Genomic DNA, 17878 nt, shown 5'->3' with positions numbered 1-17878 from the left:
AAGGCGGATTAGTTATCTAATCCGCCTTTTTTTATATCATTGGCCCGCAAAGGTCTGCTATGCACCATGCGTATCAGGCCTTCGTAGGATTATTGCAACCTACTGCGACTTTAAGCTTCAACCTCAAACAACTGGGAAATATGGCACAGCTCAAGTATAACAGAATTCTGCTCAAATTGAGCGGGGAGTCCCTGATGGGCGATCAGGGCTTCGGTATTGATTCCAAAATGCTTTCGCACTACGCTGAGCAGGTAAAAGAACTCCTTGAGCTGGGCGTGCAGGTTGCGATCGTTATCGGTGGCGGCAACATCTACCGTGGGCTACAGGCCAATGAGTCAGGCATTGAGCGGGTGCAAGGGGACTACATGGGCATGATGGCGACTGTAATTAATGGCATGGCGCTCCAAAGCGCCCTGGAAACGGTGGGTGTTTACACCCGGTTGATTTCTGCTATTGAAATGAAGCAGATTGCTGAGCCCTACATCCGCCGCCGGGCTATCCGCCACCTCGAAAAAGGCAGGGTCGTGATCTTTTCTGCCGGTACAGGCAGTCCTTATTTTACCACGGATTCGGCAGCCGCACTGCGCGCCAATGAAATCAATGCAGACGTCATTCTGAAAGGCACACGTGTGGATGGTATCTATAACGCCGACCCGGAAAAGGACGCCACCGCCACCAAATTTGACAACCTCACTTTCGCCAAGGTAATCAGCATGGGGCTGAGTGTGATGGATATGACTGCCTTTACCCTTTGCCGGGAGAACAACCTGCCGATCATCGTATTCGACATCAATACCAAAAGCAACCTCAAGGATATCGTAGAGGGCAAGCCTATTGGCACTCTTGTTGAGGGGTAGGCCGCTACTGCCCGCACCCTATAGGCGAGCCATCCGGCAATCGTGGTGCCTTGGGCAATTGATATGCCGATGGCGCTTCCCGAAATTTCTGTATCTCACCCAACATATAGCTTAGGTGAGCCCGTTCTTCCCGTTCGGGCCGGTCAGACAGCTGCTTTTCAAAGCCCCGCTCGAAAGCATCAACCTGATAGCGGGCGGCACCTGCCACCTGCGGCGCAACTTGGTCATCCCCTGCTAATCTCAATAAGTGCAACATGAGCCGCTTTTGACCTACCCTTGAAATAGCGCGTTCTGACGAGGTGTAAGCGTCGTCCATCGTTTTCCACAAGGCTTCAACGAAACGGTCAAGGTGAATGCTCTGCAAGTCACCCTGTGCCTCCTGATTGACCATCCGGGCAAGCCGCTGTGGGTGCAGCATCAGGCCAAGGGTATAATCAATTGCGGATGCTGCGGCTGCCATAGGATCAAAAACAGTACCGGTATAAGGCTCAAAATATTCTCTTCCCCGGCTGTACCCCATCGGCTGTGGAGGTATCAGACCGAGAATCTCAGCCGGTATAATCAGCTCACTTGGCTTTACCGTTCTCAATAGTGCGGTCATGGCGGCACTTTGTTCCGGCTCCGGCACAGGGCGGATAACCGGCTGACCGTCTCCCCGAAGTGCATAGGTGTAGTAATATCCGCCCAAAAGCTTACTACAGGCTGCTACCTGATACCGATGCGACAAATAAAGTGGCGTCAGTACCCGTTCCAGCGTGGACATAGGCTGCCCCTCCGGAATGTTTGCCTCCCCAAAGCGGCTCAGGGCCTCCCGCCGTAAATCCATAATGCGGTTGAGCTCCTGTGGTGCGGAAGTACCATTATCCCACAAATGAGCCAGTGGATGAGCTGTGCCGTCCGACCGCGCGCCATCGTCTGAAATGTAGTGCAGCCCTGCTTCAACACCCTCCATCAGAATGGTATTAAGGGCCTCCTTAACATTTGTTTCTTTTGAGAACTCCGTATACCCGTACCGGATCGCCAGTTTGTCCCAGTCACCGATGCCCGTATCGTAGGCTTTTGAGAAATCAACAGCCCCATCTTGCCCCAATTGTAAGAGCGGGTGCGGATAATCCATCACTGAGGCACGGTTGTTCATACTCGCAGCAAAATTATGCGCCAGCCCAAGCGTATGCCCTACTTCGTGGGCAGAAAGCTGCTTGAGCCGGGCCAGGGCCATTTCTTTTAGCCTTGGGTCAGCTACTTCTCCGGTCTCGTAGGCTTCTACCAGCCCCTGCGCGATCAGGAAGTCCTGCCGTACCCGGAGAGACCCCAAAAGTACATGCCCTTTTAGGATTTCTCCGGTGCGTGGGTCGGCTACAGTGGTGCCATAGGACCAGCCCCGGGTGCTACGGTGTACCCAGTTGATGATGTTGTAGCGTACATCCATAGGGTCTGCCCCTTCCGGCAAAACTTTGACCTGGAAGGCATCAATAAAACCTGCCGCCTCGAATGCTTCGTTCCACCAGCCGGCCCCTTCCAGCAGTGCAGACCGGATAGGCTCAGGTACTCCTGGATCAAGGTAGTAAATGACAGGCTCTACCGGCCGGCTGCGCTTGGCTTCCGGATTGGCTTTCTCTAAGCGGTGCCGGTAGATCAGCCGCTGCGTCAGAGGCGCATCAATAGGAGCAGCGTAGTCCTGAAAAGTCAGGGGAAAATAGCCCGAGCGCGGATCATAGGAACGTGGCTCGAATTCATCGTCCGGCAATTGGACAAGAGAATGGTGCATGCGTACCGAAAAGGAAGCAGGCGTAGGAGCAACCGATTTGAGCTCCTGCCCGTGAGGTGTACCTGTGAAAGTAAGCAAGGCTTCGAACTCCGTATTCTCTGGGAAGCTTCTGGTCCGGTCCAGCCAGAGAATGCTGCGCTCCTCATCGAGTTTAAAGTCTCCTTGCTTGTGTTCCTTTAAACGCTCTGCAACACCATGGGCATCGCGTATCAGAAAGGGCGTCCAGTCAATCAGCACTTTCCCATTTTCCTCCGCCTCGACTTTAAAGCCCCACAGCACAGACTGGGCAAATGCTTCTTCCACAGATTGGCGCTCCGGGAGGTTTTGAGTACGGGCACGAAACTTCAGGTTGGGCTCCTGCAGCAAGACCTTCCGCCCTTCCCGGATAAACCGGACCACTCTTGTATCCCCGAGTTGGTTGCGGTCAAGACCAATGTCATTAGAACCCAACCCGGCGGTCAGGCTGTTGATATAAAGTACCTCTTCGCCCAGTTGCTCCACTTCCAGCCAGATTTTGCCGGCCTCTTTATCCTAGTAATAGGTAAAAAAACCACTCCCGGGCTGAAGCCCTTTTGTCTTTTCCGTAATTGTGGGTAGTTGAGCATGCAGCAACATAGTCCAGCCCATCAGGACAACGGGCAGCAGGTATTTTCTCATCGCCTTTTTTCTTAAAAGTAGAGAAAAATTCAGAACTTGACGGAGAACCAAAGTCCTCTGACATGAAATATGGCCATTTGATCGCAGCGGCTTTATTTGCGCTATTTGCCTATTTCCAGCTTAATGATCCGGATCCCTGGAGCTGGGTTGCCCTTTACCTGAGTGTCAGTGCCGTAGCCCTGCTTGCCTTTTTCCGGCAATCCTTCCGGTGGCTCGCTATTGCGGGGCTCGTAGTCATTACCATTTGGGGCATACAATTGTTTCCCGCTTTCCTGGACTGGGTTTCCATGGGTGCTCCCTCCATTACCGAAGAAATGAAGACCGAACAGCCCCACATTGAGCTGACCCGGGAATTTCTCGGGCTCATGCTTTGTGCGCTGATGTTTGGCGGCTACCTCATCAGAGGCCGAAAAGGCTGGACATAACAATGATATATGATTTTTACTAATTAGAATGCATCTATCCGTGAAAAAGGGTAAATTGGAGCATTCACAGGCCCCAAGCATAATGCACAAAAATGTCACTTGAAGCCCCAACTGTTTTACAAACGCTCCTAAGATCAGTCCTCACCTTACAGCAGGCACCTTCTCTGCAAAGAGGTATTATCACTACTATTCCTGAAGTGGTGCCCCTGGTAAATACAGATGCGATATGGGTGCTCCGGTTGCCCGCTGCTGCCCCGTTCACTCCTTCACCAATTACCAGCATCCACCGTTGCGAGAGCGGCCAATGGGAAGTCCAGGAAACCTCCTTACCAGATTCCTGGCTTCGCAAACTGGAACACGAGGCGGGTTCAGAATCGTATGTGGCACTTCCATCTCCCTCCGAGAACCACCACATCATCGCTGCCCCAATCCGGTCAAAGGGCCAGGCTGCCGGCTTTTTCATTGCCCGCATACCTGTCGCTCAGGCTACCGGAAGCTCAGACCCGCTTCAGCCCATACAGCCCTATCTTGAAGGGTTGGGCGCGGCGATCTCCCGTTTTACACAGGAGAAAAAGATTAAGGTGCAACGTGACTACCTTCGAAAAATCATTGATAACATCCCCGGGCTTGTCTTTTCCAAAGACCGTGAAGGCCGTTTTGTTCTGGTAAATAAGCGCGTTGCTGAAATTTATGGCGTGCCGGTGGAAGAGCTTATCGGCAAAACAGACAGCGACTTCAACCCGCACGAACAGGAAGTGGCCCGGTACCGGGAGGAAGACCTTCGTGTACTGGATGAGGGCGCGACGATGTGGCTGCCGGAAGATAAAATCACGACTCCCAAAGGACAGGAAATACACCTGCAAACCTTGAAAATTCCTGTAACGAGTGAAGGAGAAGAAGGCACCAACAACGTACTCGGCTTATCGCTTGACATCTCCCCCTGGCTGCGTATCAAGGAGCAGGAAGCCAAAAGCAGAGAACGGTACCACAACTTCATCAAACACGCCGAAGAAGGCATTTACTTTGTGAAGTGCGATCCGCCGATCCCTCTTGAAGGGCTCACTCCGGAAGAGCAAATGGAACATTACTATGCCTCAGCTGTCATCGCAGAGTGCAATAAAGCGATGGCCAAAATGTATGGCCTGGAAGGCCCGGAGGCTCTTATCGGCAAAAAAGTCGCAGACCTGCACAAAGGGGAGGGCGAGGCTCAAAACCGGAAATCCACCCTGCAGTTCTTCAAGAAAAACTTTAAGATTAAAGACTTTGAAACCCACGAGATCACACCCGATGGAACTGAGCGCTGGTTCAACAATCATGTGGTAGGTGTATTTGAGGCCAACCACATGATAGGTATATGGGGCGGGCAAACAGACATCACTGCACGTAAACAGATGGAACTTTCCCTGCGCAAACAACGCGAGGAACTAAACTTCATTCTCGAAGGAGCGAAGGTAGCCACCTGGTACTGGGACCTGCCCGGGAAAATAGCCCGCTTCAATGACTACTTCTGGCAGCTTCTGGGGTACGATAATTCTGAAACGCCATCCAACCCCAAAGAATTCAACAACCTGGTCCATCCCGATGACCTGCCTCCTTTCATCTCCAAGGCCACCAAACACCTTGAACTGAGGAATAACCCTCAGGTGTTTGAACACGAAATGCGTTTGCGTGCTAAGGATGGCAGTTACAAATGGGTACTTAACCGTGGCCGGGCCTTAACCTGGAACGAAGAAGGGTACCCTATACAGGGTAGTGGGATTTTTGTAGACATTACCTCTCAGAAGGGCGCCATGATGCAGCTCAAAGCTCAGCAGGAACTCCTTGATATGGTTTCTGAAAGTGCTATGGTATCCTTTTGGGAGCTAGATCTTGATACAGAGCATGTAAAGATTTCTTCCACCTTTTTCAAAATTCTCGGCTTCGAAACGGATGAGTTTAAACTCACGTTGACGAGTGCCTTTGAGCTAGTACACCCTGATGACCAGGAGCCACGCTTCAACCATGCTATACAAAAAATTGAGCTGGAGGAGAGCTTCGAAGTAGAGCTCCGGCTCAGGACGAAAGAGGGTTCCTATAATTGGGTCGTCGTTCGCGGAGAACTCTATGTCCTGGAAGGCAAAAAGTACTACGCCGGCCTGCTTATTGATATCAATCAGCGCAAACAGACCGAGCTGGAACTTCAGCAAAGTCAGGAAAAGCTCAATCTGGCAATTGAAGGATCCCGGATTGGGATATGGGAATGGGATATCCCCAACAGGAAGGTTTCCAATAATGCGCTGATGTTTAAACACCTCGGCCATACACCGGAAGCCCTAACGGACCGCTATGAAGACTGGGTAAAATACCTTCATCCTGATGATGTCCCAAGGATTCAGGAAAGCTTTCACTTTCAAACCGGAGCTTCGGATAATTTCCGCCTTGACTACCGTATCAAAGATGCACAGGGCCATTACCATTGGGTCTATGATACCGGTAAAGTAACCGGGCGGAATGAAACCGGGCAGGCGATTCATGCTACTGGCATAACCGTTGACATTTCGGAGTTGAAAGCCACCGAACTCGCACTCAAGGAAAGCCAGCAGCGTACCCAACTCATTCTTGATGCCGCCAAACTAGGCTTATGGGAGTGGAATTACCAGACCGATGATTGTTTCTACAACCTCCATTGGGGCGGAATGCTGGGCTATGCACCTCATGAAATCAAGCCCGTTTCACAAACTTTTTTCGAGCTCATTCATCCGGAAGACGCCCCCCTGCTCAGAAAGGTGCTCGACGACCAACTCGCTGGCAAAACGGAGTTATTTGAAGTAGAAATCCGATTGCGTACAAAAGACGGAGACTGGAAGTGGGTGCACGATAAAGGCAGGGTCATGAGCCGCGATAAAGAGGGGCTGCCTGTAAAAATTGCTGGCATTCACATAGATATTGACCACCGGAAAGCAGCCGAAAAAGCCCTCACGGAAAGTGAAGCCTTCTTCCGCAGCTTGTTTGAAGACAGCCCGCTGGGCATATTGTTCTGCAATATGGATGGAGGCATTCAGGAAGTCAATGAAATGGCCTCTCAGCTACTGGGCTACTCCAGGCAGGAACTCACCCATAAAACGCTCAACGACCTGAGCATTGACGAACGGCTCTTTGAAGGACTGGTACATACGCTTAAGCAAGACAACACTATTAATCAGTTTGAACAGCAACTGCGCCATAAAGAAGGCCGCCAAATATGGAGCAACCTGCTCGTCAGTATTATCAGAGATATTAATGGCCAGCCTGAGAGCATTATCTGTTCTATTGAGGATATCACAAGCCGGATGGAAGCCCAGCAGGCGCTACAAGAGAGTGAGGACCTCAAACGTGCCATCCTCGATGCCCTGCCGGACCTTAAATTCCGAATTGATAAGGAACACCGCTTTGTCAGCTTCTTTGCCCCAAAGGGAGAAGCCCCGAAGCTGATCCTGCCCCCCGAGCAATTCCTGAATAAAAAAATAGACGAGGTCCTCCCGCCACACATTGCTCATGCTCTGAAAATCAATTTGAAAAAAGCACTGGAAAAAGGAGATGTGGAAACCTTTGAATATCCTCTCCCATCCAGTGAAGGCATGCGCTTCTTTGAAGCCCGGATCAACAGCATCAACCGATCAGAAGCCATCGTGGTGATCCGAGATGTGACCGAACTCAAAATTGCCCAGCAGGCATTGCAAAATAAGCTGCGGGAGCTTGACTATAACAATGAAAAGCTCACCCGCTATGTCAACAGCAATCTGCAGCTGGAAAACTTTGCCCACACTGTTTCCCATGACCTCCGGGAGCCGGTACGTACCATGAATAGCTTTTCGCAACTCCTGAAGCGCCGGTATGAAAATCAACTCGATGAGGATGCCAACTCTTATCTGGACTTTATCAGCAAGAGTGCCATTCATATGAACAAGCTCATTGAAGACTTGCTGGAGTTTGCCCGTTTCACCAATAGTGAAGACCCTGGCTTTGAAGAGGTAGACCTGAATGAGCTCCTTGTCGTAGTGCAGCAATCTCTTCGGGGGCTGATTAAAGATAAAAATGCTGATCTCATCATTCAGGAGCCACTGCCTGTCCTAAACGGCAACCCCACAAAGCTCGGGCAGCTGTTTCAAAACCTGATTTCGAACGGTATCAAATTTCAGGAAAAAGGCGTTCAGCCCAAAGTCACTATTACAGTGGAAGACCTGGACGAACACTGGCAATTTACAGTAAAGGACAACGGCATAGGCATTGATGAAGAGTACCATGGGCAGATTTTCCAGCTCTTCCGGCGGCTGCATAGCAAAAAGCTTTACCCTGGCTCGGGTATTGGGCTCGCTCTATGCAAGCGGGTAGTCGAACAGCACGGAGGAGATATCTGGGTGAAATCCAGGCCCGGTGAAGGAGCTACTTTCATTTTTACACTGCACAAAAACTTTTAGGCATGCAGGAAAACGCCATCCGTACTTACCTTGATGCGCTTTCCCGGGGAGACTTAGCTCAGCTCCTGGATTTGTTTGCTCCTCAGGCCATCGTACATTCTCCCCTCTACGGACAGCAGGCAGCCCGTAATTTCTACCCTGCCCTGCTGAAGGACAGCTCTGCATCCAATATAGAACTCCTGCATATTTTTAATACCCATAGCACAGAACATGCTGCCGTCAATTTCCTTTACCACTGGACCCTCGCTAACGGCGAACAGGTCACCTTTGACTGTGTCGATATTTTCCGCTTTGATGCAGCCGGAAAAATTACAGAGCTCAAAATTATCTACGACGCCTCGCAAACGCGGCCAGCATTGGAGCGCACTCAAAACTCCTAAGCTATAATGGTGTTGTAGAACTGCAACCCAACCTCGCTATGGCACTACTCGAATTTACCAATAAAGGCATCTACTGCCCACCCGCGGATGTTTACATCGATCCCTGGCGCCCGGTCAGTAAGGCGCTGATCACTCATGGGCACGCCGATCACTCCCGCTGGGGGCATCAGCATTACCTTTGTACCGAAGCTGCAGCACCGGTTATACGGTACCGGCTTGGCAACATCAACCTCTCCACCGTTCAGTTTGGAGAAGCAACGACCATCAACGGGGTAAAGTTCTCTTTTCATCCGGCCGGGCACATCGTTGGCTCTGCTCAGATACGCGTAGAGCATAAAGGGGAAGTCTGGGTCGCATCAGGCGATTACAAGGTAGCACCTGATGGCTTATCCGAGCCCTTCGAGCCGGTCCGCTGCCATACTTTCATCACAGAGTCCACCTTTGGGCTGCCGGTGTACCGCTGGAAACCGCAAGACACTGTTTTTGAGGAGATCAATGACTGGTGGCGGCAAAACCGGGATCAGGGGAAAGTCAGTGTTTTGGCAGCCTATGCTCTGGGGAAAGCACAACGCTTGCTGCACGGTATCGATGCCGAAATCGGGCCCATCTTCACGCACGGCGCTATTGAGAAAACCACGCAGGTCATGCGCAAACAAGGCATCAGGCTACCCGAAACCCGGCGCATCACCCAACAGTACAAATCAAAAGACTTCGAAGGCAGCCTGGTACTGGCCACCCCCTCTGCCACTGGCTCCAACTGGATGCGGCGGTTTAAGTCCGCGTCGGTAGGCATCGCCTCTGGCTGGATGGCACTGCGGGGCACCCGCCGGCGAAGGGCTGCCGACCGGGGCTTTGTCCTCTCAGACCATGCCGACTGGAACGAGCTCAATGATGCCATCAAAGCTACCGGAGCAGAACGGGTGGCGGTAACACACGGCTATACCAACCTTTTTGCCCGCTGGCTGCGGGAAGAGTGCGGGCTCGATGCCTGGGAAGCTGCAACCGAATACGAAGGCGAATCTCTGGATAAAGATGATGCCGAGGACATGGAAAACGAAAAGGACGCATGAGAGCATTTGCCAACCTCTATACCCGCCTGGACCAAACCACCAAGACCAACACCAAAGTCGCTGAACTGGCCCGCTTTTTCGATCAGGCCAATGATGAGGACCGGCTCTGGACGGTGGCCATCCTCTCCCACCGCCGCCCCAAGCGTACGGTGAATACAACCCTCCTGCGGCACTGGGCTGCCGAACTCGCCGGGATTCCGCTTTGGCTGTTTGAAGAGTCCTATCATGTGGTGGGCGACCTGAGCGAAGCCATTGCCCTGACCCTGCCCAAGGCGCACAGCAGCAACAAACAGGGCCTCACCTACTGGATTGAGTACATCAAAGCGCTGGACAAGCTGGAGGAAACCGAAAAAAAGCAGCGCGTCACCGATGCCTGGATGCAAATGGACTATACCGAGCGCCTGGTCTTCAATAAACTCATTATGGGCGGGTTCCGCATTGGCGTATCCCAAAAGCTGATGGTCCGGGCGCTCGCCCAATCCACAGCAATTGATGAGAACACCCTCGCCCACCGCATCATGGGCGATTGGACACCCGACAAGACCACCTTCGAAGACCTCATCCTTACCAAAGACCCGTTAGAGGACGTTTCCAAGCCCTACCCTTTCTATCTGGCTTATGCCCTGGAAGACAGCCCGGACGATCTCGGCCTGCCGAAAGACTGGATCGCTGAGCGCAAATGGGATGGCATCCGCGGGCAGCTCATCGTCAGAAAAGGGGAACTTTTCGTCTGGTCGAGAGGCGAAGAACTAGTAACAGACAAATTCCCGGAGTATCATCCCCTCGCCGAAATCCTGCCTAATGGCACGGTTATCGACGGGGAAATCCTACCTTACAAAGACGGGCAGCCCCTAACTTTTAATGATTTGCAAACCCGGATCGGGCGTAAGAATGTCACCAAAAAAATTCTGGGAAAAGCGCCGGTAGTATTGGTAGCCTACGACTTGCTGGAGTGGGAAGGACAGGACATCAGGGAGCGCCCGATGGAAGAGCGCCGGGCACTGCTCGAACAATTGCTGGAGCAAACGGAGACGGACGGCATCCTAATGCTATCCGAACGCGTCAATTTTTCCACCTGGCAGGAGCTGGAGCCCGAGCGGCAAAATGCCCGGCAGTATCATAGCGAAGGCCTCATGCTCAAACACAAAGGCAGCCCCTACCGCTCCGGCCGCAAGAAAGGCGACTGGTGGAAATGGAAAGTTGAGCCGCTGACCATCGACGCTGTGATGATCTATGCCCAACGCGGGCACGGGCGGCGAGCCAATTTATACACCGACTTTACCTTCGCAGTTTGGGATGACAAGCAGTTGGTGCCGTTTACCAAAGCCTACTCCGGGCTGACCGACAAGGAATTCCGGGAAATCACGGCCTGGGTGCGGCGCAATACCATCGACCGGTTTGGCCCGGTGCGCAGTGTGGAGCCAGCCCATGTCTTTGAGATTGCCTTTGAGGGCATCCGAAAATCCTCCCGGCACAAGTCTGGCGTTGCTCTGCGTTTTCCCCGCATTTCCCGCTGGCGCAAGGACAAACCCCTGAAGGAAGCCAATACGCTGGAAGATTTGCATCAGCTGCTAAAGCTTTATGAAGAAGGTGGTTAAAATGTGTATTTTTGGGCCAAATTAATCCCATTAATCTCATGTTCAGAAATTGCCTTGCTTTTAGCCTGTTTGCAGCACTATTGATCGCTTTCCAGGCTTGCTCGCCTGCTGTTGCGCCGGAGGTTTATCAGGCAGCGCCTCCATCCACTTCCGTCTTCCGGGACACCCTGCCTTTCGAATTCCGGGAAGGCTTCATCGTTGTGCGGGCCCGCCTGAACGACAAAAGCATGCCGCTTGACTTCATCTGGGACAGCGGTGCTGCCGTCAGTACGATTTCACAAGCCACCCGGGAATACCTGGGGCTGCCCAACAGCATTCAGGCAGGGGCGGTCACCACGCTCGACGCTTTCCATCTTAGCGGCATCACCTTCCCTACCGTGCCCGTCGAGATTGTGAATTACGACGGCTATGCTGCCCCCAAGTGCATAGCCGAAGCTGGTGTTATTGGCGCTAATATCATCCGGCACTGCAACTGGTATATCGATTTTGATCAACAATTGCTCATCTTTTCTGACCTGGCGCAAATATTGCCCGCTCCTTCAGCTGTTCACACCCTACCCTTCAAACCTACGCCCTATGGGCAGCCGGAAGTGAGAATAGCCACAGCAGCTATGGGCAAAGCTAAAGCAATAGCCAGTATAGGGCAGAGCGGCCCGGTGCGCATCAGCAGCAAGCAACTGCCTGATGGTGGCAGCATGGTCTACGACCGGGCGGTGGTGGACCGTTTTGCTTCAGATATTGATACGGCGGTTGTCTTTGAAAATACCGGCATTCAGGTGGGCGGGCTCGATTTTCAGGGAACGCTTAAGGTACAGTCCGGCCGGCAGAATCAGATTGGCAATGCCTTGTGGGCTCGGTACAATCTCGCCCTCAACTTTAAAGAGGCCAACATTCAGCTTTCTCCAAGAGCGGAAGCTCCAACACCGGATTTCTCGCTGCCCAAATTAGGCTGGATGCCCCATTTCACCCCGAAAAGTGACCTGACGGTAGGCTTTATCGTAGTGGGCAGCCCGGCCTGGGAAGCTGGCTTGCGCATGGGCGATGTGATCAATCAGATTGATCGCAGGGCCTCTCCGGGCTGGTACAATGACTACTGTGCTTACCTGTCTAGTGTTCAGGCCCAGTTTGGGGCACCTGAGCAGATGCAGGTTTTCAAAAACGGCTCGAAGCAGCCCATTTTACTATCGGTAAAAGCGCAACCATAGACAGGATCAATCGGCGATGGCGATGGCTGCCATGCTCAATTCAAGGTTGGAATACCGCAAGAGCTCAGCGCCGCAGGCTTCAAGCGTAGCACCGGTGGTGACTACATCATCGACCAGCAGTACGTGCCTGCCGCTGAGGTCAACCCCGGCAACCGGTTCAAATGCCTGACTGACATTCACCTGCCGCTCTGCGCGTGTCATGCGTGTCTGCGTTTGGGTGAAGACGACCCGCCTGAGTGCCTGTACTACAGGACGATCCATAGACTCCCCCAGCCCTTTAGCAAACCAGTCCGCCTGATTGTACCCCCGCATTTTTTCTTTTCTGGGATGCAGCGGAACCGGCACAATCGCTTCCACACTTTGATAAACGGGTACCGAACGCAGCACTTCACCATACCACTTCCCGATGTACCGGCCTACCTCCTGCTTGCCATTATATTTAAGGTGGTAAAGCAGGCGCTGTGCCCGCCCGTCTTTAACGAACTGGAAAAAAGCAGCTGCTGTTTGCAGTTCCAGACGCCCCCACAGGCGCTCCGTGAACGCATTGTCCAGGTGCAGGTGATGGTCGGTTTGCGGCAGTTTATACCGGCAGGTAAGACAAATCGGGTCAGATTGCCCGGAAGGCAGGTTGCGGTCGCAGGCATAGCAGAGATTGGGGTAGAAAAGCCCGAGCAAATCGTCAAGCCAAGGGGGTAATGATTGGAGTGGTACCGACATCCGGACAGTGCGTTGGTTTTGCCCTTTGAAGGTAAGAAAAAACGTCTGCCCCGCAAAGCGAGACAGACGCATCAAAACAAAACGAAAAACCAACTTTAAACAAGTTTCTTTATCACCACTAACTGAATCCGTGGGCCGAATGTTGCTTGAAGTGGTGTTAAGGATTTCTTAAAAGAATCCGATATTATTTTAGTTTTCAATGGCTTATACCGCTTCTTTCAATTTAAGTTTTGTAGCGGTTAAGCGCAAGGCCGAAGCCGTCATTTTTCTTACAAAACGCGATTTGACCGCTGAATTTATTCAAGCAATCAAACTTTAGCCGCTTTTTACTCCGGCTTCAGCCGAACGGGAAGGCTCAATTCTTCGCCATTGCGATTGACCGCCACGTCCATGATATCACCGGCTTTAGCCTGACCGATAATCTCCTGCAATTCCGGAACGGATTTAATCTCCCGGCCATTTACCCCGACGATCACATCTTTAGGCAACAATCCGGACATTTTTGCGGAGCCGCCTTCCACCAGTTTCTCAATAACAACCCCCTGCGTAATAGGCAAGCCCAATTCACGGGCATAATCACCATCGAGCTCTGATATCTCGACGCCCAGGTAGGCACGCTGGAAACTACCATACTCAATGATATCATCGGCAATACGGCGGACCAGGTTCACCGGAATGGCAAAGCTGTAGCCCGAGAATACACCGGTACGGGTAGCGATAGCGGTGTTAATGCCCAGCAACCGGCCCTCTGCATCCACCAAAGCGCCACCGCTGTTGCCAGGATTGACGGCAGCATCGGTTTGTATGAAGGACTCAATGGCTTTTCCGCCTCCCAGCAGGTTAATGCTGCGCCCTTTGGCACTTACAATACCCGCGGTTACGGTGGAGGTCAAGTCAAAAGGATTACCAACGGCCAGCACCCACTCCCCAATTTCAGCTTCGTCGCTGTTGGAGAAGTCGAGCGTGGGGAAGTCGTTGCCTTCGATTTTGATGACGGCCAGGTCGGACTTTTCCTCTGTGCCAATCACTTTAGCAGTATACGTACGATTGTCATACAAGGTTACTTCCACCTCGTCGGCATTCGCTACTACATGGTTATTCGTCACGATGTAGCCATCGCTGGAGTAGAACACGCCCGAACCGGTACCGCCCTGAGGCTGACCGCCACCGTAGGAATCGCCAAAGAAGAACCGGAACGGATCCTGACGGTTGGAGGTGGGCTGAGCAATTTTAGAAGAAATATGGACCACGGCAGGCATGGACTTAGCTGCTGCTTCCTTGAAGTCGAAAGGCGCATTGGCCATAGCAGGGGACACATTGACATTTCTGACCGCCTGGGCATAAGCATTGTCCTGCGTGACAGGCAAAGTGGGCTGTGGGGCCAACAAACTGTAACCGCCAAGGGTAATCAGGCCACCTACAATACCCGCGAACACGAGTGCAAATAGCTGTTTCATAATCGGATGAATATTTTGTGTTTGATGATTGCCGAGATGCATTCTGATCTCTTAACATTTGGCAAAACGCCTGAGCTGCGATCTTTGTTATGGGAATTTCAGGGCTTTAACGGTAGCTTAACTACAGGTACTTTTTACAACCCTCTTGCTGATTTAAGTGGAAATCGTTATCTTGAATGCCTGCACTTGCGAACAGCACCTCAAATAAATTGACCATTCTATTCTGCCGTATGCCGAATAGCAGATTTCGGTGAGTCCCCTCCGGGTTTTATCGCAAATCTCTTTTGGTCTTTTTCACTTTGTTTCACGGGCGTGGTGAACGGATTTGAAACAGCAGGAGTTCTATGGTAAGTACACCTTTCATCCGTGCCCTTACGCTTGGCTAACCTTTAAATCTGACATGACTCAAGACTATCGCAAACGCCTACAGCAACTCATCTGCCCTGAAAATGAAGCAGAAGCGGCGCTCCTTAATGACCATGCTTTTCAAGAGGGCCTGCTTTGGGGCGTTCCACGGTTTGGTCATCCGGAAGGAGAGGTGTATAAACATATCCTTGAGGTACTGGAAAATGTAGACCGGCTTGACATTTCCCCTTGCGTACGCCGAAAGTTGCGGCTCATCACGCTTGTGCATGATACGTTCAAGCATTTAGAGGTTCGGGGTACGCCCCGCGACTGGTCTAAGCACCACGGTATGATCGCCCGGCGCTATATGGAGCAGTTTACGGCTGATACCAGCATTCTTGATATTTTAGAACTGCACGATGAAGCGTTTTATGCCTGGCGGTGCATTTTCGTCTACCAGCTGCCACAAGAGGGACAGGCACGTCTGCAACGCCTGCTCGGAAGGCTGGGGAGCAACCTGCAACTGTATTACCTTTTCTTCAAGTGCGATACCGAAACCGGCGACAAAATGCAGGCGCCGCTGCGTTGGTTCGAAACCACCGTGCCAGGTATTGAGCCTCTTCCGCCCCTCCCTCAAAGCTCCACCCGGTAAGTCAGAATCGGGATCAGACTTAACTGATAGCGCTGTAACACCTCATTTTGGAGGATATCGTAGTAGGTGTAAGCTACATTTTCCTGATTGGTCAGGTTTTGGATGTCCAGCGCAAGGGTGCTGCTGTACTTTTTCCGGCTTTTTTTGATGTAAATCCGCAGGTCGGTGCGGAAAAAATCGGGAAACTGCCCGGTATAGCCGGCTGAAAAATCAAAGCGGGTATAACTTGCAGCCTCAGAAGCATCCACATCTATCGGGAGGTCCCTAAGCCCTCCCAGGTAGTTCACCCGAAGGTTCAGCCCTATGGTCCTTATATGTTTATCGGTTTCCTTTTGCCATTCTTTTCCTCCGGCGGCATTGAAGATGTAGCGCCCATCGTAGCGGCCTGTTTGAGCTGCTTCACCGGGCAAAGTGAAATCAGCCTGGTACAACGTCAAATTAGCCAGATAATAAAAGCCTTTGGTCAGGAGCTGTTCGACGGAAAGTTCAACCCCATAATTATCGCCCGTTGCCTTTTCTTCCCGGATGCTTCCGTCCAGCCATGACCAGCTGTTGAGCTCGTTCAGCGTGGTGAAGGCGCCGCCGCCTGCCACATCAAAAACCGGTGCATTGAATAAGTGGTGGTAGAACGCCTCGACTTTTACGCTCAGTGCCGGTTGCGGTTGCCATTGGTAGCCTAGCGCACCCTGATGAGAACGGGTGGGAGACAGTGCCCCGAATGCCCGGAAATACGGAGAGCTTATCTGAGAATGCAGCCCGTAACCTGCATAGAGTTGATGCTGAGGCGCCAGCTGATAGCTTAAGGAAGCCCGGGGCTCGACATAAACGGGCTCGGATTCCAGATAGACAGGCAGGTGGAGCCCCAGTTGATAGCTCACCCGACCCGATAGCGGGCCGCTTAGGGTGAAGTATGGAGTCAGGATAGTTTCGTTTTGCGTAGCTGCATCCGGCGAGGCCCCTTCCAGTTGGTCAAGGTGGTCAAACGCCCGTACCTGAAGCCCGAATTGTGCCTGATGCCCCCGAATGAAGTTGTGCCGGTAGTAGGTATGCCCGGAAATCAGGCGCAGGCGGTCATCATCCTCCAGAAAAGCTCTTGGGAGTGCCTCCTGCAAATCCGGAATTAAGGCCTCGCTGTAGCGCTCCTGGTCGACGGCAGAAACCCCAAGCCCGGTAAACCAAAGCCCCCGTTCACCAACCGGCTGTTCGTGGGTCGCCCCTACTATGCCCATGTTCGACCGGAAATTGATTTCAAACAAATCCTTATCCGACTCTCGCAATTCGGGGTCAGCCTGCCCATCGAATAGGTTGCTGCTAAGGCCGCCCACCCCAAAGAGAGTTAACTTACCACCCTTCTGCCCGGGAAAAACCAGGTTGAAGGACAAATCCTGAAAATTAATCGCCTCTTCTCCGAAGTTCACGCCGGCCTGCGTAAGCAAACCTACGGTAGAATAGCGGTAATTGACCAGGTAGGAGGCTTCGCTGTTTTTAGAAAAAGGACCTTCAGCGGCAACATCCAAACCGATCAACCCGGCCTGCAGCGTGAATTCCTGCTGTTGATTATTGCCTGGGCGAAGGCGCATGTCCATCACCCCGCTCAGGGCATTGCCGTAGGCTGCCGGGAATGCGCCGGTGTAGAGGTGGGAGGTCGACAGCAGCTGAGCACTCAAAGCATTGACGCCGCCGCTGTTCATCGTTGTGCGGTCGGAGAAAGTACCGGCATTAGGCGTGTGGTTAGGATTGAGAATCTGAATCCCCTCCAGTTGCCAGGCCATGTGGTCCGGCGAGTGCCCCCGAATGCTCATGCCGTTGGCCTGATCATTGGTATTGACCACACCTGCGTAAGAGGAGGCCAACCGTGCCGGATCGTAGAAGGTGGCCGGGAAACGGCGCACCTGTTCGATGGTCATGGTTTTGACGCCCAAAGGCTGCACCACCTGCATGCCACTGCGGGCAGCGGTCACCTCCACCGCGTCTAAAGCCTGTGGCTTCGGCTTGAGCTGTAGTTCCAGCACCACTTCCTTACCGGATTCCACCAGCACTTCCGCCAGGATAAAGGGCGCGTACCCGAGGAAGGTTACCCGCAGTTCGTACCGCCCAACCGGCACTTCTGGAAACAGGAACTGCCCCCGATCGTCCGTCACGGTACCCGAACCGAAGCCAATAAGCTCAACTGCCGCCCCGGTCAGCGGTGCGTTGGTGCCTGCCTCCAGCACTTTCCCCCGAACGGTTTGGGTAGGTGAGGACTGCGAGAATAGTGAAAAAGTGCCTAACAGCAGAACCAGTAAGTAAACGTAGCGCATGAAAATGATTG

13 protein-coding genes are annotated in these 17878 nt (G+C 52.5%); 8 read left to right on the top strand and 5 right to left on the bottom strand.

Annotated elements, in window-relative coordinates; translation table 11 throughout:
• Positions 1-140 precede the first annotated feature (140 nt).
• Complete coding sequence (gene pyrH, locus ACO08I_RS20040; RefSeq protein ID WP_044217266.1) at positions 141-857, top strand: UMP kinase; 717 nt, start codon at positions 141-143, stop codon at positions 855-857.
• Positions 858-861: 4 nt separating this feature from the next.
• Here pyrH and ACO08I_RS20035 read toward each other — a convergent pair whose 3' ends face one another.
• On the bottom strand, positions 862-3126 hold the full coding sequence (locus tag ACO08I_RS20035; RefSeq protein WP_421946895.1) for a zinc-dependent metalloprotease: 2265 nt from the start codon (positions 3124-3126) through the stop codon (positions 862-864).
• Positions 3127-3156: 30 nt separating this feature from the next.
• Positions 3157-3282 (bottom strand): hypothetical protein, encoded by a 126-nt coding sequence (locus tag ACO08I_RS20030; RefSeq protein ID WP_421946894.1) that lies wholly within the window; start codon positions 3280-3282, stop codon positions 3157-3159.
• A gap of 62 nt (positions 3283-3344) precedes the next feature.
• Here ACO08I_RS20030 and ACO08I_RS20025 point away from each other — a divergent pair, with 62 nt between their 5' ends.
• The 6 genes from ACO08I_RS20025 (at position 3345) to ACO08I_RS20000 (ending at position 12396) form a co-directional block, all read left to right on the top strand.
• Complete coding sequence (locus ACO08I_RS20025) at positions 3345-3707, top strand: transmembrane 220 family protein (RefSeq protein WP_044216798.1); 363 nt, start codon at positions 3345-3347, stop codon at positions 3705-3707.
• A gap of 92 nt (positions 3708-3799) precedes the next feature.
• Positions 3800-8143 (top strand): PAS domain-containing sensor histidine kinase, encoded by a 4344-nt coding sequence (locus tag ACO08I_RS20020; protein ID WP_421946893.1) that lies wholly within the window; start codon positions 3800-3802, stop codon positions 8141-8143.
• A 2-nt stretch (positions 8144-8145) separates the two neighbouring features.
• Positions 8146-8523: a nuclear transport factor 2 family protein gene (locus tag ACO08I_RS20015; protein ID WP_044216802.1), complete on the top strand. Its 378-nt coding sequence runs from the start codon at positions 8146-8148 to the stop codon at positions 8521-8523.
• Between the two features lie 38 nt (positions 8524-8561).
• Complete coding sequence (locus tag ACO08I_RS20010; protein ID WP_044216804.1) at positions 8562-9593, top strand: ligase-associated DNA damage response exonuclease; 1032 nt, start codon at positions 8562-8564, stop codon at positions 9591-9593.
• The gene (locus tag ACO08I_RS20005; RefSeq protein WP_421946892.1) at positions 9590-11191 is read left to right on the top strand and encodes an ATP-dependent DNA ligase; all 1602 of its coding nucleotides are present in this window, start codon (positions 9590-9592) and stop codon (positions 11189-11191) included. The genes ACO08I_RS20010 and ACO08I_RS20005 overlap by 4 nt, the downstream gene beginning before the upstream one ends.
• Before the next feature lie 38 nt (positions 11192-11229).
• Complete coding sequence (locus ACO08I_RS20000; RefSeq protein ID WP_421946891.1) at positions 11230-12396, top strand: hypothetical protein; 1167 nt, start codon at positions 11230-11232, stop codon at positions 12394-12396.
• Positions 12397-12402: 6 nt separating this feature from the next.
• On the opposite strand, the gene ACO08I_RS19995 is transcribed toward ACO08I_RS20000, so the two are convergent.
• Positions 12403-13113: a ComF family protein gene (locus ACO08I_RS19995; RefSeq protein WP_409915580.1), complete on the bottom strand. Its 711-nt coding sequence runs from the start codon at positions 13111-13113 to the stop codon at positions 12403-12405.
• 326 nt (positions 13114-13439) lie between these two features.
• On the bottom strand, positions 13440-14570 hold the full coding sequence (locus ACO08I_RS19990; RefSeq protein WP_421946890.1) for a S1C family serine protease: 1131 nt from the start codon (positions 14568-14570) through the stop codon (positions 13440-13442).
• Between the two features lie 400 nt (positions 14571-14970).
• On the opposite strand from ACO08I_RS19990, the gene ACO08I_RS19985 reads away from it, so the two are divergent.
• Complete coding sequence (locus ACO08I_RS19985; RefSeq protein WP_044216812.1) at positions 14971-15567, top strand: hypothetical protein; 597 nt, start codon at positions 14971-14973, stop codon at positions 15565-15567.
• On the opposite strand, the gene ACO08I_RS19980 is transcribed toward ACO08I_RS19985, so the two are convergent.
• Positions 15549-17867 (bottom strand): TonB-dependent receptor, encoded by a 2319-nt coding sequence (locus ACO08I_RS19980; RefSeq protein WP_421946889.1) that lies wholly within the window; start codon positions 17865-17867, stop codon positions 15549-15551. The genes ACO08I_RS19985 and ACO08I_RS19980 overlap by 19 nt on opposite strands.
• Between the last annotated feature and the right edge of the window lie 11 nt (positions 17868-17878).

Origin of the sequence: Phaeodactylibacter xiamenensis (assembly GCF_965229835.1) — a bacterium.
GTDB lineage: Bacteria > Bacteroidota > Bacteroidia > Chitinophagales > Saprospiraceae > Phaeodactylibacter > Phaeodactylibacter xiamenensis.
Note: the sequence above shows the minus strand (reverse complement) of the source record. Positions and strands in the feature narration are given on the sequence as shown.